Consider the following 21273-nt stretch of genomic DNA (forward strand, 5'->3'; position numbering starts at 1 on the left):
GGCTTTGAAACGCAAAACTTTGTCGACCGCACCGGCAGCCTGAACGGCAAATGGACCCGCGCCATGGACAACGGACACCAGATCGTGAGCGGCCTGGAGTTCGAAGGTGTGCGCCGCGTGGAACAGGCCAATGCCGCCGTGGACGAGGACGGTGGCGACATCCGCGCCCGCACCCTGCGCTGGGCCGCATATGCACAAGACGAGTTCAAGATCAACGCCAATTGGTCGGCCTACACCGGCTTGCGGTATGAATCCATCCTGACCGAAGGCACGAGCGAGCAAGGGCTCAAGTCCAACACCAGCTCGGTTTGGACGCCTTTGCTGCATGCGCTGTGGAAGCCCGACCCGGCCAAGCGCGACCAGGTGCGCATGAGCCTGACCCGCAGCTACAAAACCCCCACGCTCTACAACCTGGTGGCCCGGCCCGTGCCCTCGCGCGAGGCCAACAGCCCCACCCGCCCCGACCGCGTGGGCAACCCTGATCTGCGGCCCGAGATGGCCACCGGCATCGATGTGGCCTTTGAGCGCTACCTGTCCGGGGGCGGCGTGCTCAGTGCCAACGTGTTTCATCGGCAAATCACCGACTTGATCCGCTACACCGTGGCCCAGCAAAGCAGCCCCTCTTGGGCGCCTGGCCAAGACCGCTGGGTGTCATCGCCCATCAACCTGGGCGATGCCACCACGCAGGGCATCGAGCTCGAAGCCAAATTCCGTCTGGACCAGGTGCGGGCAGGCGCCTTGCCGGTGGACATCCGCAGCAACCTGAGCCTGTTCAGCTCCCGGGTCAAACAGGTGCCTGGCCCCGACAACCGGCTGGACCAGCAGCCCGGCATGACGGCCAACCTGGGGGCCGACTACCGTGTGCGCAGCATCCCGTTCACTTTGGGTGGCAACCTCAACTGGAACCCCGACTACGACACCCGCCGCAGCGAGCAGCAGTGGGCTTACCAAGGCACCAAGCGCGTGCTCGATGTGTATGGTCAATGGCGCTTTTCCCCCGCCACCGCCTTGCGCCTGACGGTGAGCAACCTCACCCCCCGCGATTACCTGACCTCGTCCACCTACAGCGGCAATGGCGTGAGCGAAACCTCTCGCAACACTTCGCCGAACTGGTGCAATGTCCAGTTGCGCCTGGAGATGAAAATCTGACGCTTCTTGTGCCAAGATGGTGGACCAAGACCCCCCCCAACTGGAGACAAAAATGCCCACCAAAGACGCCGGCTGGCACGACCGCATGTACAACAACCGGGCCTTGGTGCCCGACTTTGCGGACCACTTTGCCCATTGGCAAAGCGCCTCGGTGCAAGCCCGCGAGCGCCTGAAAGGCCATCTGGATTTGCCCTATGGCGACGGCCCGGGCGAGACCCTGGACATTTTTCCGGCCGCCCAGCCGAACGCCCCCGTGGTGATCTTCATCCACGGCGGCTACTGGCGCAGTCTGGACAAATCAGACCACTCCTTTGTGGCCCCGGCCTTGCACGACATGGGTGCCTGCGTGGTGGTGGTCAATTACGCACTGTGCCCAGGCACGCCCGAGAAAACTGTCACCATTCCCGACATTGCTGTGCAGATGGCGAAAGCCACGGCCTGGGCCTGGCGGCACATTGCCGAGCACGGCGGCGACGCGGGCAACATCAGCGCCATCGGCCATTCGGCCGGTGGTCATCTGGCCACCATGCTGCTGGGCTGTGACTGGGGAAAAGTGGGGCGCGATTTGCCAGCGGGTCTGGTGCGCCAGGCGCTTTCCATCTCGGGCCTGTTTGATCTGGAGCCCATGCGCAAGACGCCATTTCTTCAGGGTGATTTGCGCCTCACGCCCGCGCAGGTGCGCATGTGCAGCCCGGCCAAGTGGCGGCGCCCGCGCCAAGGTGTGCTCTACACCGTGGCCGGGGGCGATGAAAGCCCCGAATTCTTGCGCCACAACCGATTGATCCACCAGGCCTGGGGCCCCCAAACCGTGCCTGTGTGCGAAGACTTGGTTGGCCTCAACCACTTCAGCATCGTGACCGACCTGACCCGGCCAGGCACGCGTTTGCATGCGCTGGCCCAGCAGTTGATCGCTGGTTCTTGATCCTGCATGCTGCAGTATGAATTTTGTTCACCGGTATCCCGCAGGTCGGTGGCTTTAGCCCCGACATTGCTGGCCTGGTGAGGGCTGCTTGTCGGGGCTAAAGCCACCGACCTACAAAATTTTCAGCCCCGCCCATGCGGGGCTTTTTTCAATCCAGCTTGATGTTCGCGGTCTTGATGGCCTGCGTCCAGTCGGCGATTTCGCGGTCCAGCAGTTTGGTCATGTCGGCCGGGGCAAGAAAGCGCACCTCAATACCGGCTTGGTCAGCCCGCTGCTTGCTCTCGGGCAAGTCCAAGCTGCGCTTGACGGCATCGGCCAGTTGGTTGATGGTGGCTGTGGGCGTGCCCGCTGGGGCATAAAGGGCCACCCAAGCTTCCAGGTCAATGTTGGGGTAACCCGCTTCGGCCATGGTGGGCACTTGGGGCATGCCGGGGTGGCGTTTTTTGCCCGTCACCGCCAGCGCCTTGAGTTTGCCCGCCTGGATGTGTTGCATCACCGAGGGTGGTGTGGTCATGAACACCTGCACTTGGCCGCCCAGCACGTCGGCAATGGCCTGGCCAGAACCCTTGTAAGGCACATGCACCAAATCCACGGCGGTTTGCTGCTTGAAGATTTCGGTGCCGATGTGCGAGACCGAGCCGTTGCCCTGAGACGCGTAGTTCAGCTTGCCCGGGTTTTGCTTCAAAAACGCGATGAAATCCCGCATGTTGTTGGCCGGCACCGAGGGATGCACCGCCACCACGTTGGTGGCCACGGTGATCAAGCCCACGGGTGTCAAATCTTTCAACTCCCATGGCAGTTTGCTCATGAGGATGGGGTTGGCAATGTGGTAACCGGAGTAGGACACCAGCAGCGTGTGGCCGTCTTTGGGCGCACGCGCCACTTGTTGGTAGGCCAGGTTGCCGCTGGCGCCGCCCTTGTTGTCGATCACGACCGATTGGCCAATCAAACGGCCCAAAGGCTCAGAGATCAATCGGGCCGAGGTGTCCACCAGCCCGCCCGGTGGCACCGGTACCACCAAGGTGATCGGCTTGCTGGGGAAGGACTGGGCCATCAAGGCCAGCGGGGCGCACAGGGTGGCCAAGGCGAGCAGTTTGGAAACTTTGCGACGTGTGTTCATGTTTGTCTCTCTTGCTGTGGTTTTATGAAATCAGCGCATGCCAATTTTGGCGTCCTTGAAAATGTTTTTGGCTTCGCGGGGCAAGCTGCGCCAGTACTGGTGTTGTGAGTCGACGGTGCCGTCCAGGGCCACAGCCGCTTCCCAGCCCCAGCGAGGCTTGTACATGAAAGTACGGGCCAGCGCCACCAGATCGGCGTCGCCGCGTTGCAGCACGGCTTCTGCCTGGGCGGGCTCGGTGATCAGGCCCACGGCGATGGTGGTCAGGTCTGAGGCGGCTTTCACGGCTTTGGCCAAGTGCACTTGGTACTCTGGCCCCAAGGTGATTTTTTGCAGAGGCGAAACGCCACCCGACGAGATGTGCACGAACTGCGCCCCGGCTTGCTTGATCTGGATGGCCAGTTCGGCGGTTTCCTCGACCGTCCAGCCACCGTCGACCCAGTCGGTGCCCGAGATGCGCATGCCCAGCGTGCCGCCAAAGGCTTCGCGCACGGCCTGGAACACTTCCATCGGAAAGCGGATGCGGTTTTCAAATGAGCCGCCGTATGGGTCGGTGCGCTGGTTGGACAAGGGTGATAAAAACTGGTGCAGCAAATAGCCGTGCGCGGCGTGCAACTCCACGGCCTCAATGCCCAGTGCTTGGCTGCGACGTGCGGTGTTCACAAAGTCGGCCTTGATTTGCGCGATGTCGGCCAGGCTCAACTCGGTGGGGGGCGCCTCTTGGGGCAAGTGGGGCAGGGCGCTGGGCGCCACAGGCTGCCAGCCGCCGTCTGCTGGGGTGATCAACATGCCGCCGTCCCAAGGACATGCGCTCGAGGCCTTGCGGCCCGCGTGGCCGATCTGGATGCACACGGGCATCGCGGGCGCCAAGCGACGCGCACGTTCCAGTTTGTCACCCAGCGCCGCCTGCGTCGCGTCGTCCCACAAGCCCAAGCACCCGGGGCTGATGCGGCCCACAGCCGATACAGCCGTGGCTTCAATCATGAACAGGCCCGCACCGCTGTTGAGCAGGTTGGTCCAATGCGTCAGGTGCCAGTCGGTGGCCTGGCCGTTGTCGGCCGAGTACTGGCACATGGGGGCCACCACGATGCGGTTGGGCAAAGTGAGGGGGCCGGAGGGCGCGTTGAAGGTGAAGGGGGTGAACAGCAAACTCATGGTGTGTTGGTCTTGTCAGGTGTCACAGATGGGGCTGGGTCAGCCAGCTGGGCGGCATTTGGGGGCCAAGCCAAATGAAAGTTGTGCGATCTTAGGCAGATCAAAGGCTGGGTCTTATCCGCTGCGTGACATCAAGCCCTGACTGCGGTGGGGCATTTTGGAAATGTTTTCCAAAGTCCCCATTCAGCAGGCAACGGTGCTTCGATGACCAGTGGCTGAGCGCTCACGGGGTGTGCCAGTTGCAAGCGTGTGGCGTGCAACCACAACCGCTGCAGCCCAATCAACTCGGCCACGTCGCGGTTGAGAGGCCCCTTGCCGTGCGTGGCGTCGCCAATGATCGGGTGGGCGATGTGCTTCATGTGGCGGCGCAGCTGGTGGCGGCGGCCTGTCAGTGGCTCCAGGGCCACCTCAGCGCAGCGGGTGCTGGCAAAGCCTTGCTGAGGCAGCGGCAGTTCAAAGTGGCGCAAGGTGGCAAAGCGGCTTTGGGCGGGCTGCACTTCCAGGCGCTCGGTGCGCATGTCGTCGGGCATGCGTTTCAAAGGGTGGTCGATCAGGCCTGCATCGGCAGGCCAGCCGCGCACCACCGCGCGGTAGGTTTTTTGCAGGCCCTGGCCGCTTTCAAAGGCCTGGCCCAGCAGGCGCGCCGTGTCGGCATCCAGCGCAAACAGCAGCACTCCGCTGGTGCCCTTGTCCAAGCGGTGCACGGGCCAGACGTGTTGCCCAATTTGGTCGCGCAGGGTTTGCAGCACAAAACGGGTTTCGCCCTTGTCCAAGGGGGTGCGATGCACCAACCAGCCGGCGGGCTTGTGCACGATGGCGAGATAATCGTCCAAGTAAAGGATGTCGAGCATGTTGTTCTTATTGTCACCCGCCAAATCTCTGGACTACGAAACCCCCGCCGCAGGTGTGCCGCACACGCTGCCGCAGTTTGTGCCGCAATCGCAGGCCCTGATCGAGGTGCTGCGCCAAAAGTCGCCCCAGCAAATCGCCGAGCTGATGGACTTGTCGGACGCGCTGTCGGCCCTGAACGTGGCCCGCTACGAAGCCTGGAGCCCCAAATTCACCGCCAAAAATGCCAAACAAGCCGTGTTGGCTTTCAATGGCGATGTGTACGAAGGCCTGGACGCCAAGACCTTGTCAGCGCAAGACCTGGAGTGGGCGCAAACCCATGTGGGCATTTTGAGTGGCCTGTATGGCGTGCTGCGCCCGCTGGACTGGATGCAACCCTACCGCCTGGAAATGGGCACCACGCTGCAAACCGACAAGGGCAGCAACCTGTACAAGTTTTGGGGGCCGCAAATTGCCGAGCACCTGAACGCCCAGCTGGCCAAAGACAAAACCCCGGTCATTGTGAACTTGGCTTCTCAAGAATATTTCAAGTCGGTGGACCGCAAAATCCTCAAGGCGCGGGTGATCGAATGCGTGTTTGAAGACTTCAAGGGCGGCAAATACAAGATCATCAGCTTCAGCGCCAAGCGGGCGCGTGGCCTGATGGCGCGCTACGCGGTGCAACAGCGCATCACCCACCCTGAAGGGCTGTTAGGTTTCGGTCTGGAGGGCTTCGCGCATGACGCGGCTGTTTCAGAACCCGACCGTTTGGTGTTTCGCAGAAAAGTGCAAGCATGAACTCGCCAGAGCAATCGCAACTGGGCAAATCCAGCGCCTATGTGGACCAGTACGACGCGGGTTTGCTGTTCCCCATTCCCCGTGCCACCAAGCGCGCTGAGATCGGCGTCACCGGCCAGCCCGTGTTTTTTGGGGCCGACTTGTGGACGGCGTTCGAGTTGTCTTGGCTCAACCCCAAGGGCAAGCCGCAGGTGTCACTGGCGCACATCACCGTTCCAGCCGAGAGCACACACATTGTGGAGAGCAAATCCTTTAAGCTGTACCTGAACAGCTTCAACAACACCCGACTGGACAGTGCCGACGCGGTGCGCGACATGATCCGCCGCGACATCAGCGCCGCCATCTGGCATGGCGGTGCGGTGCAAGCCAGCGTGGGCGTGAAGCTGTTGCTGCAAGAGCAATTTGACACCGAACCCGTGCATGAACTGGACGGCCTGAATCTGGACCGCATGGACATCGAGTGCACACGTTACGAGCCTGCGCCGGACCTGCTGAGCGCCAGTACCGACGAGCTGCCCGTGAGCGAAACCCTGGTCAGCCACTTGCTCAAAAGCAATTGTTTGGTGACGGGCCAGCCCGACTGGGGCAGCGTGCAAATCACCTACAGCGGTCCGCAGATCGAGCAAGCGGGTTTGCTGCAATACATTGTGAGTTTTCGCAACCACAACGAGTTTCATGAGCAATGCGTGGAGCGCATCTTCATGGACATCTGGACGCGCTGCAAGCCCACCAAGTTGACCGTGTACGCCCGCTACACCCGGCGCGGCGGGCTGGACATCAACCCCTGGCGCACCAGCGCGCCGGGCAAGTTGCCACCCAACGTGCGCACGGCGAGGCAGTGAACGCATTCACTTCGTTCCCAATAATGTCTCCCACCACCCGCCGCGTTCTCCAGGCCCTTTTGTACGAGGCCATCGCCATCGCCGTGGTCGGGCCCGTGTTGAGTCTGGCCTTCGACAAGTCGCCCGCTTCCACATTGGGCTTGGCGGTTGTGTTGTCATGCATTGCGCTGACGTGGAATTACGCCTTCAACTGGCTCTTTGAGCGCTGGGAGTCGCGCCAGTCCGTGCGCGGCCGTTCCTTTGTCAGGCGGCTGGTCCACGGGGCCGGTTTTGAAGGCGGTTTGGTGATCCTTCTTTTGCCCGTCATGTCGCTGTGGCTGGACATCTCGCCCACTGCTGCCTTGGTGGCCAACCTGGGCCTGCTGGCGTTCTTTTTCTTTTATGCCATCGCGTTCACCTGGTGCTTCGACCGGGTCTTCGGATTGCCCGCTTCTGCCCAGGCGGGCGATGGCGATCGGGGCTGAGGGCGCGGCAGTCAAGGTCTTGGCGGACACAGCGCCTGGAAAATATAGATCACTAGTCCCAATTTGGGACTAAAATATCGCCATGCGAGTCATTGCCGTATCCACCCTCAAGACATTCTGGGAAAAGCCCGGGCGCGGGGACTCAGAAGAACCTTTGAAAACTTGGCACGGTGAAGCCTGTCGCGCCGAATGGAAATCCCCAGGCGATGTCAAAGCTCAATACGGAAACGCCAGCATCGTTGGCAACAACCGGGTCGTCCTCAACATTGCAGGGAACAAGTACCGGCTCATCGTCGCCTTTGCGTACCGGATGCAAATCGCTTACATCAAGTTTGTGGGCACGCATGCCGAATACGACAAGGTCGATGCGGCCTCAGTCGATCAGTCGTGAACGCCCTGGAGAACATCATGGAAATCACCCCCATCCGCACAGAAAAAGATTACCGCACTGCACTGCGCGTGGTGTCAGAGCTTGTGGATCAAGATCCATCGCCTGACTCTCCCGAAGGCGAACGCCTGGATGTGCTCTCAACCTTGGTTGAGGCCTATGAGCGCAAGCACCATCCGATTGATTTGCCTGACCCCGTAGAGGCCATCAAGTTCCGCATGGACCAAGCGGGGCTTTCAATCAAAGACCTGGAGCCGATGATCGGTCAACCCAACCGTGTCTATGAAGTGCTGAGCCACAAACGCCCCCTCACGCTGCGCATGATCCGAAATCTGAACAAAGGTTTGGGCATCTCCGCTCAGGTGCTCATCACAGACAACGCCAGACCAATCGGGTGAGCGACCAACACCCCACCCCCTCCGCCCCTTGCGCACTCGAACGTGATATCCAACATGAGTTGCGCCATGTGCGAGCGCTCATGCAACTGGAGCAAAAGGAAGACCAGGCGCAGTTCAAGCTCAAAAACGCCAGTGCCAGCATCAAAGAGCGGCGTCGGCGCGGCTTGACCTGGTACCCCGTCACCATCACCCAAGAAGACATTGGGTTTGGTGGCAAGGTGGTGCTGGAGCTGGAACGCCCGGCGCATCGGCAAGACCTGCACTTGTTTCAGGTGGGCAAAAACGCTTGTGTGTTCAGCAGTGCGCCCGGCTACTCGGGGCCTGACCGCCCGGTGCTGAGCGGCGTGGTGACCAGCGTGCGGCGCAACAAGCTGGTGCTGGCCACCACCAAAGAAGAGCTGCCCGACTGGGTGCTGAACGCCAGCACCCAAAACGGCAGCACTCTTGGCATTGACCTGACGTTTGACGAGGTCAGCTACCGCGAAATGCACCAGGGCATGAACGACGTCATTGGCGCACACGGCAACCACTTGGCCGAACTGCGCGACGTGCTGCTGGGCGCCAGGCAAGCCCGCTATCGCGAGCCCCAAGCCGACGACCTGTTTTACCCCAGTGCGCTCAATGACTCGCAGATTGCGGCGGTGCAGCATGTGATCGCGGCGCAAGACGTGGCCATCATCCACGGCCCGCCCGGCACGGGCAAAACCACCACGCTGGTGCAAGCCATTTTGGAAACCATACGGCGTGAACGGCGCGTGCTGGTGTGCGCCCCCTCCAACACCGCCGTGGACCTGCTGACCGAAAAGTTGGCCGAGCGCGGTGTGAATGTGATTCGCATGGGCAACCCCAGCCGTGTGTCGGAGCTGCTGCTCAAGCACACGCTCGACGCCGGAGTGATGGTCCACCCCAGCTACGCCAAGATGCATGCGATGCGCCAAACCGCTGAGCAGCACCGCGACACAGCCAATGAACGTGTCAGCCATTTTGGTTTTGAGGAACGTCAGCACCGCCAATGGCTGCGTGAAGAAGCGCGCACGCTGCGCCAAGCCGCCGACGACTTGGAGCGCTTCATGACCGAGGACGTGCTCGAATCGGTGCAGGTCATCACCTGCACGCTGGTGGGCGCCAGCCACCGCCACATGCGCCACCTGAGCTTTGAGACCGTCTTCATTGACGAAGCCGCCCAGGCCCTGGAGCCGGGTTGCTGGATTCCCATCGCCAAGGGCCAGCGCCTTGTGCTGGCGGGCGACCACCACCAGCTGCCGCCCACCGTGAAAAGCGAACAAGCCGCCCGCGAAGGCCTGCGCGAAACCCTGTTTGAAAAGTGCATACAGCGGCAACCGCAAACGGCCCGCATGCTCACCACGCAATACCGCATGCACGAGCAGATCATGGGCTTCAGCTCCGAAAAGTTTTATGGCGGCCAACTGGTGCCGCACGCCAGCGTGCGCCACGCGGGCCTAGAGGCTTATGACCTGCGTTTTGCACCCGACCTGCCAGTGGAATTCATCGACACGGCGGGCTGCGGATATCAAGAAGTGGCCATTCCCGAAAGCCGCTCAACCGCCAACCCCGAAGAAGCTCACTTGCTGCTGGAGCGCCTGGCGCAACTGCTGGCGCCCTACGACGCCGCTGAACACGACGAACAGCAACACACCCCGCTCAGCATTGGCGTGATTGCACCGTACCGCGCCCAAATCAACTACTTCAAAGACGCCATCGAAGACAGCGAAGTGCTGAATGGTTTGCTGCTGCAACGCAGGCTCAGCGTGGGCACCGTCGATTCGTTTCAGGGCCAAGAGCGCGACATCATTGCCATCACGCTGACGCGCAGCAACCCCCAAGGCGAGATCGGCTTCCTGTCTGACATCCGCCGCATGAACGTGGGCATGACCCGCGCACGGCGAAAGTTGCTGCTGGTGGGCGATTCGTCCACGCTTTGCAGGCATCCGTTTTTTGGGGAGTTGTTGGCGTATGTGAAGGGGGTGGGGGGCTACCGCACGGCCCTAACAGTCGTTCGATAGAAGGCCCGTTCGGCTGCTTCAGTTCATCCAGTCTTCAAGTTTCAAGCCCGCCACCCGCTTGAAGTGCCGCGTGTTGTAGGTCACCAAGGGCAGGCCCAGTGCCAATGCATGCGCGGCGATTTGGGTGTCCATTTCGCCAATGGGCTGCCCAGTTTGCTGCAGGTGGGCAGCAATGTCTCCATAGCGGTCCGCTGCCTCCACCGTCCATGGCAACACGGGAATCTCATTGAGCAGCAAATCGATGGTTCGGCGGCGTTTGTCATCTGCTTGCAGCAGTGCAAGCCCAAACCGTATTTCGGCGCGGGTGATGGCAGAGATAGCCACTTCTTGCTTTTTGAGCGCCGTCAACATGCGCTTTTGCAGCGCGGCAGAGCTGTTGCGCGCAAAGTAGCCCAGGATGTTGGTATCGACCAGGTACTTGATCACTTGCGGACCTTGGTTTTGGCGGTGGGCTTTGCTGAGGCTATAGCGCGTGCTTTAGCGGGAGCTTTGGTGGCCGTTGGCGTATCCCAGTCCGCAAACGGATTTTTGGGCGGATGGTTTTGCCGGCTGGCATCCGACAAAAAGTCGTCGGGCAATGGGTTGTCGGCAATGGCGGCCATCAGCGCATCTAGTCGACGCTGACGCAATGTTTCCGTGTCCTTGGGCTTGAGCGTGATCTCGCCCGTTACCTCGTTGCGGGCGATCCACATTTCATCGACATCCACGCGAAATGCCTTGGGCAAGCGAATCGCCTGGCTGTGGCCGTTGGTAAAAACTTTGGCGGTAGCGAGCATGGCGTACTCCTTGGAATGTATCTATGAAAACGTACCTACTTTATCATCAAACAAATCATTCCGTAAAAGTTGAAGTTTCTGCGCAAAACGCCTTGGGTGCGTGACAAGGTGGAGAGTCTGTACCTGTTTGTGCTGAGGGAGCAAGCGCGCAGGGGGGCGATTCGTTAGACCTAGATCGGTGCGCGCTTGCGCTCTGTACCTTTTGCCTTGCTGGCAGCAGCGCCCTGCGCTTCAACGTATGAATCCAGCAAGCGGCGGATCATGCGCTGGTACTGGGTGTGGTGCTTGGATGCCTCAGACTTGAAAAACTCCACGCTGCTCTTGCTGAGGGCCAGCGTGACTTTCACACCATCTTCCCGGAACGCCAGCTCCGCAGGTGACGGCAAAAAATCCGCGACCACCTCAACATCACCCATGGGCTCATCTGTGTAAACGATCTTCTTTTTCATAAATTGCCTTTCCCTTACGCCAATAGCCTGCCCCAATGATTCGAATGACTTTGCGCCTGTAGGTGAAGCGCACCGTCAAGATACCGCCACCCGCTTTATCGATGCAGTAAAAACGCTCTTCGGTTTCACTGTGTGCCAAGTCTTTGGCGGTCTTCAGTAATCCAATTTCTGACGTCGCATTGGAATACGTGAGTAAGCCTATTCTGGGTTTTCATTGTGGAGCCGATGCTGTGACGCAGCGGTATTTGCTGGACACCAAAGTGGTGTCTGAGTTGCGCAAACCACGCCCGCATGGCGGCGTGGTGGCTTGGCTGGAATCGCTGGATGACGCCCAGCTTTACGTGTCTGCGGTCACGTTGGGTGAAATCCAAGCGGGCGTCGAGCTGACCCGGGAACAAGACCCCGAAAAGGCGCAACAGATTGAAGACTGGTTGGCCTTGGTGGCGAGCGCTTGCAACGTCTTGCCCATGGACGCGGCAGCCTTCACGGCTTGGGCAAAGTTGATGCACCGAAAGTCAGACACGCTTTATGAAGACGCCATGATTGCCGCCACCGCGAAAGTTCATGGACTCACGGTTGCCACCCGGAATATGGCCGACTTCCGGGCGTTGGGGTTTGAGGTGTTCAATCCGTTTGGGCCTGTTTAGTTGGTCCTATTGACCTTTGGCTGGTTCGTGTGTCAACGGATGCGATCAAGGCACCGCAGTGAGTTACCTGAAGTCAAGCGGCCGCATGACTTTGGAGGTCCATGGTCATGAAGACGCTATGGGGGTCAAGTTGGTAGTCGCCAAAGGGGCCGCAGGGCCGAAATCCTGCACTCTCATACAGTTTGTGCGCTGGCGCAAACGTGCTGGCAGGCCCGGTTTCCAGGCTCAGTCGTTTGTAGCCACGCAGGATGGCTTCGCTGATGATGTGATTCAGGATGGCACGACCTGCACCCTGACGTCGCTGGCACGTTGGGGTTCGCATGGATTTGATTTCGCCATGGTCAAGGGACAGTTCCTTGAGGGCACCGCATCCCAAAAGCTGATCGCCATCGCGAGCGGACCAGAGGGTGATTTCGGGGCGTTTGAGTTGGCCCACATCGAGCGCATGCACGCTTTCAGGCGGTGACAGTTCATGCATGTGGCGCAGGTGCTCTTCGAGCAGCGCATACACATCTGGCCGAGCGGGATCGTCGGGTGCAATGGTCATTGACATGGCGGCTGGTGTTCTCGTCTTGTGGCTCAACTCGCCTCAACCAAATTCCCGAAATCCCTTGAGCGCTGGCAGTGGCGCGAAGTTGGCCTCGCGTTTTTGCTGGAACGCGCTGATGGCTTCGCGCACGTTGGCGTTGCTCCAGATCGCGCCTTGCAGCCAGCCCATGTGGCGCAGGCTGTCTTCGGTGCTGTGGTCGCGGGCGTAGTGCAGCACCTGCTTGGTGCCCCAGATGGCCACGGGTGGTTTGCTGGCGATTTCTTTGGCCGCTTGCAGGGCGGCGGCCACGGTGGCTTCGTGGGTGGGCAGCACTTCGTTCACCAGGCCGTGGACCAGGGCTTTGTCGGCACTGAGGCGACGTCCTGTGTAGGCCAGTTCTTTGACGAGCGCCATGGGCAGCAACTTGGGCAGGCGTTGCAGCGTGCCCACGTCGGCGACCAAGCCGATGTTGATTTCTTGGATGCAAAAGAAAGCATCGGCCGAGGCATAGCGCATGCAGCAGGCGGTCACCATGTCCAAACCACTGCCAATGCAGCCTCCGTGGATGGCCGCGATCACCGGGATGCGCAGTTCTTCGAGCAGGGTGAAGGTGTGCTGCATGTCGGTCAGCATGTCGTACACGGCCGAGCGACTTTCGGCGCTGGTGTCGTCCATTTGGATGGCGCTGTCAAAGGTCTGCAGGTCCATGCCTGCGCTGAAGTGTTTGCCTGTGCTGGAAATCACCAGTGCCCGCGCCGTGCCCGCTCTGTGGATGTCGGTCAGCACCTCGTGCAGTTCGCGCCAGAAGGTGGGGCTCATGGTGTTCATCGCTTCGGGGCGGTTGAGCACCAGGTGGGCGATGTGATGGTCAGTCGAGAGGGAAAAGCAGCTGAGTTTGTCCATGGTCATTCACTTGAGGAGGGTCTTGGTCGGGTGTTTCACTGTAAGCGGCGATGGGTGTCTGCGCTGTCCCGGCTTTGACCAGCGAACCCACCCGCACGCCCAGCAGCCGCAGGCGGCGTGACAGGTCTACCCGTTTGAGGCACTGGCCTGCGATCAGCCGGATGTGTTTGCCGTCGGAGGTGTATTCGGTCAGGGTTTGGTCCCGCGTCACGGCCTGAAAGTTGTCATAGCGCAGCTTGATGCCAATGGTTTTGCCTTCGTAGCCTTTGCGCTGCAAATCGGCGGCCACTTGCTCGCACAGTCGGGTGAAGACCGCGCCCAGCTCGGCGCGGTCGCGCACGGCGTGCAGGTCGCGCTCAAAGGTGGTTTCGCGGCTCATGCTGACGGGCTCGCTCTCGGTTTCCAGCGGGCGGTCGTCGCGGCCCCAGGCGGCATCAAACAGCCAAGCGCCGTAGCTTTTGCCAAAGTTTTCAATCAGCCAGTGCGGCTCGCGTGCGGCAAGCTCGCCGATGGTGTGGATGCCAAAGCCCTTGAGCTTTTCATCGGCCTTGGGGCCCACACCGTTGATCTTGCGGCAAGCCAGCGGCCAGATCAGGGTTTGCAGGTCGGCCTCGTGCACGATGGAGATGCCCTTGGGCTTGTTGAACTCGCTGGCCATCTTGGCGATGAGTTTGTTGGGCGCCACACCGATCGAGCAGGTCAGGCCCGTGGCGTCAAAAATGCTTTTTTGGATCAAGCGGGCCAGCACCCGTCCGCCTTCGCGCTGGCCGCCGGGCACGTCGGTGAAGTCGATGTAGACCTCGTCCACGCCCCGGTCTTGCATGACGGGCGCGATGTCCAGAATGATGCTTTTGAAGGTGCGCGAAAAGTGCCGGTAGCGCTCAAAGTCCACCGGCAACAAGAGGGCCTGAGGGCAGAGCTTGGCGGCTTTCATCAGGCCCATGGCTGATCCAATGCCGAACTGACGCGCCGCATAGGTGGCTGTCGTGATCACGCCGCGCCCGGTGTAGCCCTCAATGCGTGGGAAAAAGTCCACCGGGATGCGGTCCAGCCGCTCGGCAAAGCTCTCTTCGGTCCATTCGCCATCCGGGTAGGCCGCTTGCAGCTTGCCCAGCAGGTCGTCTTCTTTGCGGCGGCCGCCGCCAATGACGACCGGCAAGCCCTTGAGCTGCGGGTAGCGCAGCAACTCGCAGGACGCGTAAAACGCGTCCATGTCGAGGTGGGCAATGCGGCGGATGGGCGGGGCCATGGCGCTTGAAACGGGAGAAACAGTCACCCGCCAAGCATAGCGCGCCCCCAAGGGGTTTGGCGCTTGCCCAAGCCCTGGCCAGGCCGATTTAGTGGCCTGTAGGAAAGGTGCCTGGCAGCAAGATGCTCTTGTCCACCGTGTCCATTTGCGTGCGGCCGCAAAAGGCCATGGTCAGGTCCAGTTCTTTGTGGATGATTTCCAGCGCTTTGGTCACGCCCGCTTCGCCCATGGCACCCAAGCCATACAGCATGGAGCGGCCAATGTAGACGCCCTTGGCGCCCAGGGCGCGGGCTTTCACCACGTCTTGGCCGCTGCGGATGCCGCCGTCCATGTGCACTTCGATGTTCTGGCCCACGGCATCCACGATGGCGGGCAGAGCTTCGATGCTGGACTGCGCGCCGTCGAGCTGGCGGCCGCCATGGTTGCTGACGATCAGGGCGTCGGCACCCGATTGCACCGCCATGTGGGCGTCATCCACGTCTTGAATGCCCTTCAAGATGAGTTTGCCGCCCCAGCGCTTTTTGATCCACTCCACATCGCCCCAGTTCAGGCCGGGGTCGAACTGCGAGGCGGTCCACGAAGACAGGCTGCTCATGTCGGCCACGCCCGTGACGTGGCCCACGATGTTGCCAAACTGGCGACGTGGTGTGCCCAGCATGCCCAAGGCCCAGCGGGGCTTGCTGGCGATGTTGATCATGTTCTTGAGGGTCAGCTTGGGCGGTGCAGACAGGCCGTTTTTCAGGTCCTTGTGGCGTTGACCCAGAATTTGCAAGTCCAGCGTGAGCACCAGCGCGCCGCAGTGGGCGGCTTTGGCGCGGTCAATCAGGCGCTCGATGAAGCCCCTGTCTTTCATCACGTACAGCTGAAACCAAAAGCCTTCACCGGCGTGCTGGGCCACGTCTTCGATGGAGCAGATGCTCATGGTGGACAAGGTGAAAGGCACGCCAAATTTCTTGGCTGCTCGGGCTGCCAGGATTTCGCCATCGGCGTGCTGCATGCCTGTGAGGCCTGTGGGCGCAATGGCCACCGGCATGGCGACTTTCTCGCCCACCATGGTGCTGGCGGTGCTGCGGTTTTCCATGTTCACCGCCACGCGCTGGCGAAGCTTGATCTTTTGAAAATCGCTTTCGTTGGCCCGGTAGGTGCTCTCGGTCCAGGAGCCGCTGTCTGCATAGTCATAAAACATGCGCGGCACGCGCTTTTCGGCCAAAACGCGCAGGTCTTCGATGGTGGTGATCACGGACATAGGGGGTCTCCTGGGTTTTGATCAAGCAGAGCTGAACCTCATCGTAGCCGCTGGGGCAGTGCCAGCTTGTGAAACTTGGGACAGTGCGATTGAAATTTCTTGTGGCCTGCTTCAGCCGTGGGGCGTGGCTTTCACAAAGGCGCCGCCCTGGTAGATGGCGGCTGGGTCTTGTGTGTCGATGCTTTGTTGGCGTGCTTCCACGGCAGGGCGGAACACGTCGGACGAATCCAGAGGGCGGTAGCCAAGGTGTTTGGCGTGGGTGTTGTCCCACCAGGTGGTCTGGTTGTCTGACATGCCGTAAATGATGCTGTGGCCCACGATGGGCGCGGTCAGGGCAGACACGACCAGGCGCTCCAGGTCGTCAAAGCTCAGCCAAGTCGCCAGCATGCGACGGTCTTTGGGTTCGGCATAAGAAGAGCCAATGCGCAGGCTCACGGTCTCGATGCCCCAGCGGTCCCAATACAGCTGGGCCAGGTCTTCGCCAAAGGCTTTGGACAGGCCATAAAACCCATCGGGCTTGGGCGGCATGCGGGTGTTGACCACCTCGTCTTGGCGGTAAAAGCCCGTCACATGGTTGGAGCTGGCAAACACGATGCGCTTGACCCCTTGCAAACGGGCGGCTTCGTACAGGTTGACCATGCCCACAATGTTGCCCGCCAAAATCGGCGCCCAGGGCTGTTCGGTGGACACGCCGCCCATGTGCACCACCGCGTTCACGCCTTGGAGCAAGGCCATCATCTGGTCTTTGTCTTCAAGCGATGCAAGTTGCACCTCTTCGCCCGCAACCGCTGGGTCCAGTTCACGCCGGTGGCTCACGCGCAGCACGTCGCAATAGGCTTTCAGGCGGGGGCGAAGCTCTTTGCCCAGGTTGCCACCCGCACCCGTGAGGAGCAGGCGCGGAAATCGAATGGGGGAGGCGGGTGTTTTGAGCATGTGGTTTTTGAAATTCAGGATTTGAAACGACCCGCCAAGGCGGTGGCGCTGTCGCGCAACACGTTTTGGTCAGCGCCCACGGCCACAAACAAGCAGCCTTGCTCGACATAGTGTTTGGCCAGGGCTTCGTCGCCCGTGAGGATGCCGGCTGCTTTGCCACAGGCCCGGATGCGCGCAATGGACTCGTCGATGACTTTCAGCACATCGGGGTGCTTGGGGTTGCCCAAGTGGCCTAAAGCGGCCGACAAGTCACCGGGGCCGATGAACACACCGTCCACGCCGTCCACGTTGGCAATGGCTTCGATGTTTTGCAGGCCCAGCACGGTTTCGACTTGCAGCAACAGGCAAATTTCTTCGCTGCTGTGTTGGGCATAGCCCTTCACGCGGCCATAGTGGCTGGCGCGGGGCGCACCTGCATAACCGCGCACGCCGTGCGGCGGGTAGCGGGTGTAAGACACCGCTTGTTGCGCCTCTTCTTCGGTTTGGATGTAGGGCACCAACAGGGATTGCACGCCCACATCCAGCAAGCGCTTGAAGGTCACCATGTCGTTCCACGGTGGGCGCACGATGGCATTGGTTGGGCTGCCCTTCATGGCTTGTAACTGCGCCAATATTTCGGGTAAGTCGTTGGGCGAATGCTCCATGTCCAGCAGCAGCCAGTCAAAGCCGCAGTGCGCCAGGATTTCGGTGCTGATGTTGCTGCACAGGTGCGACCACAGGCCAATTTGCTTTTGACCGGATTGGATGGCGTGTTTGAAATGGTTGACGGGCATTTCCATGGTGTGATTCCTCAAAGGTGGTGGTGTGTGGTGGCTGAGATTTCAGCGCACCATGCAAGGCATCTTGTTGTTGAACTTCCAGCCGGGGATCAGGTACTGCATGGCAATGGCGTCATCGCGTGCGCCCAAGCCGTGCTGCTGGTAAAGCTGGTTGGCCTTCATCACCGCGTCCATGTCCACTTCGATGCCCAGGCCGGGTTGGGCGGGCACATCGACATAACCGTTCTTGATTTGCAGCGGGTCTTTGGTGAGGAACTGGCCGTCTTGCCAGATCCAGTGCGTGTCGATGGCGGTGACCTTGCCGGGCGCGGCAGCGGCACACTGGGTGAACATGGCCAGCGAAATGTCGAAGTGGTTGTTCGAGTGCGAGCCCCAGGTCAAGTCGTACATTTGGCACAGCTGCGCCACACGCACCGAGCCTTGCAGCGTCCAGAAATGTGGGTCGGCCAACGGAATGTCGACCGACTGCAGCTGGATGCTGTGCGCCATCTCGCGCCAGTCGGTGGCGACCATGTTGGTGGCGGTCAGCAAGCCGGTGGCGCGGCGGAACTCGGCCATGACTTCGCGGCCTGAGAACACGCCTTCTGCGCCGCACGGGTCTTCGGCATAGGCCATGGAGCTGCGGTGGTCGCGCAGCAGGCGGATCGCGTCTTTGAGCAGCCAGCCGCCATTGGGGTCGAGCGTGATGCGCGCTTGGGGAAAGCGCTCGTGCAGGGCCACCACGGCTTCGACTTCTTCTTCGCCGCGCAGCACGCCGCCTTTGAGCTTGAAGTCCAGAAAGCCGTAGCGTGCTTGCGCCGCTTCGGCCAGGCGCACCACGGCGTCGGCGGTCATGGCTTTTTCGTGGCGCAAGCGCAGCCAGTTGTCGGCCTGATCTGGTTCGCTGCGGTAGCGCAGGTCGGTTTGCTGTCGGTCGCCCACATAAAACAGATAGCCCAACATTTGCACGCGCTGGCGTTGTTGGCCCTCACCCAGCAGGGCGCACACCGGCACGTTCAGGTGCTGGCCCAGCAAATCGAGCAGGGCGCTTTCAACGGCCGTGACGGCGTGGATGGTGGTGCGCTGATCAAAGGTCTGTTGGCCTCGGCCCCCGCTGTCGCGGTCGGCAAACTGATGGCGCATGGCTTGCAGCACCGCGTTGTACTGGCCAATCGGCTGGCCTTCGACCAGTGGGCGGGCGTCTTCCAGGGTCTGGCGGATTTTTTCGCCGCCGGGCACTTCGCCCACGCCCGTCTGGCCTGCCGAATCGTTCAGTATGACGATGTTGCGGGTGAAAAACGGGCCGTGCGCGCCGCTGAGGTTCATCAGCATGCCGTCGTGGCCTGCCACGGGGATCACCTGCATGCGGGTGACGACAGGGGTGGAGGAAGACTGAGGCATGGGTGAAATGTCTGTTGATTCGAAAGACATCGTACAACTTAAACCCGTATCGGATGATGCGTGTTAACCCTTGGCGCGAGCTTCAGTGGTGGCTGGAAGCGCCTTTTTTGTGCCGGTCGCGGCTGTTGGACAGATGGGTGCGCATGGCGGCGCGGGCCGACTCGGCGTCTTGTGCGGCAATGGCGTTCAGGATGTTTTCGTGCTCCTGGTGCACGCGTCGCAAATAGGCCAGTCGGGTTGCGTCGATGATGGGCGTGGTCTCCAGTCGAGCCCGCGGAATTGACTGCGAACCCAGCGAATTCATCATGTCGGCGAAGTGGTTGTTTTGGGTGGCGCGGGCAATTTCATGGTGAAACTGAAAGTCCGCCGCGATGGCGTCACGGCCTTCTTCGATGGCGCTCGAAAATGCACCCATGGCCTCTTGCATGACGCGCAGATTGGCTTCATTTCGCCGCACAGCGGCCAGGGCGGCGGCTTCGGTCTCGATGCTGATGCGCAATTCGAGCAGGGCGATCACATCGTGCAAGGTGCTCAGTTGGCTGGGGTTGATGCGAAATGATGGGGACTCCGATTGCTCCAGCACAAAGGTGCCAATGCCGTGGCGCGTCTCCACCAGCGCTGCGGCTTGCAGTTTGGATATCGCCTCGCGCACCACGGTGCGGCTCACGCCAAAGCGTTCCATGATGGCCGCTTCGGTGGGCAGTTTTTGGCCACTGCTCAAAGTGCCATTCTGGATTTCGGTGCTCAGCTGATCGACCAGTTCAAAGGTCAGGCTGCGCGATTTGCGTTTTTCTGGGGCGGCTTGCGGGGTGTTCATCGGGTAAGTACGCATTCCAGTTTTTATGGTGACTCTGATAATTTACTTGTACGACAACTGATCACATGAATCTCTAGATCCCAATGTAGCAGAACAGCGCAGACCCGAGCCCCTTTTTTGATGAACCAGGAACTGTAACTTCGTGACGCCTCTTGCCATCCGCCACGTGCGCATCACGCCCATTGCGTTCCGTGATCCGCCGCTGCTCAACGCGGCGGGAATTCACGAGCCATGGGCGCTGCGCTCCATCATTGAGATTGAAACCGCCTGTGGGCGCGTTGGCATCAACGAGACCTATGGCGATTTGCCCATGCTGGAGGCGCTGGCCAAGGCAGCGCCGGCCTTGCAAGGTTTGTCGCCCTGGGACTTGATCACCATGGAAATCCGGGTGGCCGCTTTGGTGTCCCCTGGTCAAACCGGATCTGAGTTTTTGGGTGAGCAAATCTCGCTCGCTCCCGGCACCCATGTGTCCAAAAATGTGGCCAAGGTCATCAGCGCTTTTGAAGTGGCCATGCTCGATTTGCAAGGTCAGCTGGCCGGTGCCCCGATCGTGGATTTGCTGGGTGGTGCGGCACGCGATGCGGTGCCTTTCAGCGCCTACCTGTTCTTCAAGTACGCCGAGCACATCGGCCAGCCTTATGCGGCAGACCCTTGGGGTGAGGGCCTCACGCCCGAGCAGATAGTGGCGCAAGCGCGCCAAATGATCGCGACCTACGGTTTCAAAAGCATCAAGCTCAAGGCCGGAGCCTTGCCGCCTGAGCAAGAGGTGCAAGCCCTGCTGGCGCTGGCCAAAGCGTTTCCGGGTGCGCCACTGCGCATCGACCCCAATGCCAACTGGACCGTGGCCACCAGCCTGAAGGTGGTTGAGCAACTGCGTGGCGTACTGGAGTACTACGAAGACCCTGCCCCGGGCCTGGAGGGCATGGCCGAGGTCGCCCGGCAGTGCGAGGTGCCGCTGGCCACCAACATGGTGGTCACCGACCTGAAGGAATTCCGCCGCAACGTAGAGATGGGCTGCCCAGTCAAGATCGTGCTGTCCGATCACCACTACTGGGGCGGTATGCGCGCCACCCAACGCCTGGCCACGATGTGCCAGACCTTCGGCCTGGGCCTGTCGATGCACTCCAACTCGCACCTGGGCATTAGTCTGATGGCGATGACCCACCTGGCCGCTTCGGTGCCGCAGCTGTCCTATGCCTGCGACACCCACTTCCCCTGGCAGGACGACGAGGTGGTGCAGGGCGGCCGCATGAGTTTCGAAGACGGCAGCCTGCGGGTGACCCACACCCCCGGCCTGGGCGTGACGCTGGACCGTGAAGCCCTGGCGCGCCTGCACGACAACTACCTGAACACATCCATACGCCAACGCGACGACCTGGCCCAGATGCGCAAGTACGCGCCCGCCTTCACTGGCGAGCAGCCGCGTTTTTAAAAATGCTTTCTCGCCCACCACGCCAATTTCCCATCCACCCAGCCCAAG

At 60.9% G+C, this 21273-nt stretch carries 24 protein-coding genes and 1 pseudogene; 11 read left to right on the plus strand and 14 right to left on the minus strand.

Features of this window, described 5'->3' with window-relative positions:
- Both Q0O99_RS01215 and Q0O99_RS01220 read left to right on the plus strand, forming a co-directional pair.
- On the plus strand, positions 1-1149 hold a 1149-nt coding region (locus Q0O99_RS01215; protein ID WP_293747700.1), incomplete at its 5' end, for a TonB-dependent siderophore receptor.
- A gap of 52 nt (positions 1150-1201) precedes the next feature.
- Positions 1202-2071, plus strand: a complete 870-nt coding sequence (locus Q0O99_RS01220) for an alpha/beta hydrolase (protein ID WP_293747703.1) — start codon at positions 1202-1204, stop codon at positions 2069-2071.
- 148 nt (positions 2072-2219) lie between these two features.
- Here Q0O99_RS01220 and Q0O99_RS01225 read toward each other — a convergent pair whose 3' ends face one another.
- From Q0O99_RS01225 to Q0O99_RS01235, 3 genes are all read right to left on the minus strand, one after another.
- The gene (locus Q0O99_RS01225) at positions 2220-3191 is read right to left on the minus strand and encodes a tripartite tricarboxylate transporter substrate binding protein (protein ID WP_293747705.1); all 972 of its coding nucleotides are present in this window, start codon (positions 3189-3191) and stop codon (positions 2220-2222) included.
- Positions 3192-3221: 30 nt separating this feature from the next.
- On the minus strand, positions 3222-4343 hold the full coding sequence (locus tag Q0O99_RS01230; protein ID WP_293747707.1) for an NADH:flavin oxidoreductase/NADH oxidase: 1122 nt from the start codon (positions 4341-4343) through the stop codon (positions 3222-3224).
- A 131-nt stretch (positions 4344-4474) separates the two neighbouring features.
- Complete coding sequence (locus Q0O99_RS01235; protein ID WP_293747709.1) at positions 4475-5194, minus strand: pseudouridine synthase; 720 nt, start codon at positions 5192-5194, stop codon at positions 4475-4477.
- On the opposite strand from Q0O99_RS01235, the gene yaaA reads away from it, so the two are divergent.
- From yaaA to Q0O99_RS01265, 6 genes are all read left to right on the plus strand, one after another.
- A complete protein-coding gene (gene yaaA / locus Q0O99_RS01240) occupies positions 5193-5969 on the plus strand; it encodes a peroxide stress protein YaaA (protein WP_293747712.1) in 777 nt (258 codons plus the stop codon). The two genes, Q0O99_RS01235 and yaaA, sit on opposite strands and share 2 nt — an antisense overlap.
- Positions 5966-6811, plus strand: a complete 846-nt coding sequence (gene queF, locus Q0O99_RS01245; protein ID WP_293747714.1) for an NADPH-dependent 7-cyano-7-deazaguanine reductase QueF — start codon at positions 5966-5968, stop codon at positions 6809-6811. The genes yaaA and queF overlap by 4 nt, the downstream gene beginning before the upstream one ends.
- 23 nt (positions 6812-6834) lie before the next feature.
- A complete protein-coding gene (locus Q0O99_RS01250) occupies positions 6835-7275 on the plus strand; it encodes a PACE efflux transporter (protein WP_293747716.1) in 441 nt (146 codons plus the stop codon).
- 82 nt (positions 7276-7357) lie between these two features.
- Entirely contained in the window at positions 7358-7666 is a 309-nt protein-coding gene (locus tag Q0O99_RS01255) for a type II toxin-antitoxin system HigB family toxin (protein ID WP_293747718.1), read from the plus strand.
- Between the two features lie 17 nt (positions 7667-7683).
- A complete protein-coding gene (locus Q0O99_RS01260) occupies positions 7684-8061 on the plus strand; it encodes a transcriptional regulator (RefSeq protein ID WP_293747720.1) in 378 nt (125 codons plus the stop codon).
- Entirely contained in the window at positions 8058-10085 is a 2028-nt protein-coding gene (locus Q0O99_RS01265) for an AAA domain-containing protein (protein WP_293747722.1), read from the plus strand. Before Q0O99_RS01260 ends, Q0O99_RS01265 begins: the two co-directional genes overlap by 4 nt.
- 18 nt (positions 10086-10103) lie before the next feature.
- On the opposite strand, the gene Q0O99_RS01270 is transcribed toward Q0O99_RS01265, so the two are convergent.
- Positions 10104-10511 carry a type II toxin-antitoxin system VapC family toxin gene (locus tag Q0O99_RS01270; RefSeq protein WP_293747724.1) on the minus strand — a complete coding sequence of 136 codons (408 nt, stop codon included), beginning with the start codon at positions 10509-10511 and terminating at the stop codon, positions 10104-10106.
- The gene (locus tag Q0O99_RS01275; RefSeq protein ID WP_293747726.1) at positions 10508-10861 is read right to left on the minus strand and encodes a hypothetical protein; all 354 of its coding nucleotides are present in this window, start codon (positions 10859-10861) and stop codon (positions 10508-10510) included. Before Q0O99_RS01275 ends, Q0O99_RS01270 begins: the two co-directional genes overlap by 4 nt.
- A 69-nt stretch (positions 10862-10930) precedes the next feature.
- Between Q0O99_RS01275 and Q0O99_RS01280 the strand changes: the two are divergent.
- Positions 10931-11029: pseudogene (locus tag Q0O99_RS01280) on the plus strand (VF530 family DNA-binding protein); the annotation flags it as partial.
- A gap of 2 nt (positions 11030-11031) precedes the next feature.
- Here the strand turns inward: Q0O99_RS01280 and Q0O99_RS01285 are convergent.
- Complete coding sequence (locus Q0O99_RS01285; RefSeq protein WP_293747728.1) at positions 11032-11310, minus strand: hypothetical protein; 279 nt, start codon at positions 11308-11310, stop codon at positions 11032-11034.
- A 188-nt stretch (positions 11311-11498) separates the two neighbouring features.
- On the opposite strand from Q0O99_RS01285, the gene Q0O99_RS01290 reads away from it, so the two are divergent.
- Positions 11499-11957, plus strand: a complete 459-nt coding sequence (locus tag Q0O99_RS01290; RefSeq protein ID WP_293747730.1) for a type II toxin-antitoxin system VapC family toxin — start codon at positions 11499-11501, stop codon at positions 11955-11957.
- 73 nt (positions 11958-12030) lie between these two features.
- Here Q0O99_RS01290 and Q0O99_RS01295 read toward each other — a convergent pair whose 3' ends face one another.
- The 8 genes from Q0O99_RS01295 to Q0O99_RS01330 all read right to left on the minus strand — a co-directional run bounded on the left by Q0O99_RS01295 (position 12031) and on the right by Q0O99_RS01330 (position 19793).
- Positions 12031-12510 carry a GNAT family N-acetyltransferase gene (locus Q0O99_RS01295; protein WP_367185168.1) on the minus strand — a complete coding sequence of 160 codons (480 nt, stop codon included), beginning with the start codon at positions 12508-12510 and terminating at the stop codon, positions 12031-12033.
- 36 nt (positions 12511-12546) lie between these two features.
- Complete coding sequence (locus Q0O99_RS01300) at positions 12547-13389, minus strand: enoyl-CoA hydratase-related protein (protein WP_293747733.1); 843 nt, start codon at positions 13387-13389, stop codon at positions 12547-12549.
- A complete protein-coding gene (locus Q0O99_RS01305) occupies positions 13355-14638 on the minus strand; it encodes a DNA polymerase IV (RefSeq protein ID WP_293747735.1) in 1284 nt (427 codons plus the stop codon). Before Q0O99_RS01305 ends, Q0O99_RS01300 begins: the two co-directional genes overlap by 35 nt.
- Before the next feature lie 88 nt (positions 14639-14726).
- Positions 14727-15884 carry an alpha-hydroxy acid oxidase gene (locus Q0O99_RS01310; RefSeq protein ID WP_293747737.1) on the minus strand — a complete coding sequence of 386 codons (1158 nt, stop codon included), beginning with the start codon at positions 15882-15884 and terminating at the stop codon, positions 14727-14729.
- Between the two features lie 111 nt (positions 15885-15995).
- Positions 15996-16817 carry an NAD(P)-dependent oxidoreductase gene (locus tag Q0O99_RS01315; RefSeq protein ID WP_293747739.1) on the minus strand — a complete coding sequence of 274 codons (822 nt, stop codon included), beginning with the start codon at positions 16815-16817 and terminating at the stop codon, positions 15996-15998.
- A 14-nt stretch (positions 16818-16831) separates the two neighbouring features.
- The gene (locus Q0O99_RS01320; RefSeq protein ID WP_293747742.1) at positions 16832-17596 is read right to left on the minus strand and encodes an HpcH/HpaI aldolase/citrate lyase family protein; all 765 of its coding nucleotides are present in this window, start codon (positions 17594-17596) and stop codon (positions 16832-16834) included.
- Between the two features lie 42 nt (positions 17597-17638).
- A complete protein-coding gene (gene gudD / locus Q0O99_RS01325; protein WP_293747745.1) occupies positions 17639-18976 on the minus strand; it encodes a glucarate dehydratase in 1338 nt (445 codons plus the stop codon).
- Positions 18977-19058: 82 nt separating this feature from the next.
- A complete protein-coding gene (locus Q0O99_RS01330) occupies positions 19059-19793 on the minus strand; it encodes a FadR/GntR family transcriptional regulator (protein ID WP_293748130.1) in 735 nt (244 codons plus the stop codon).
- Between the two features lie 142 nt (positions 19794-19935).
- Between Q0O99_RS01330 and Q0O99_RS01335 the strand changes: the two genes are divergently transcribed.
- The gene (locus Q0O99_RS01335) at positions 19936-21225 is read left to right on the plus strand and encodes a glucarate dehydratase family protein (protein WP_293747747.1); all 1290 of its coding nucleotides are present in this window, start codon (positions 19936-19938) and stop codon (positions 21223-21225) included.
- Positions 21226-21273: the final 48 nt, after the last annotated feature.

This window comes from Limnohabitans sp. Rim8, assembly GCF_945901735.1.
Taxonomy (GTDB): Bacteria; Pseudomonadota; Gammaproteobacteria; order Burkholderiales; family Burkholderiaceae_C; genus Limnohabitans_A.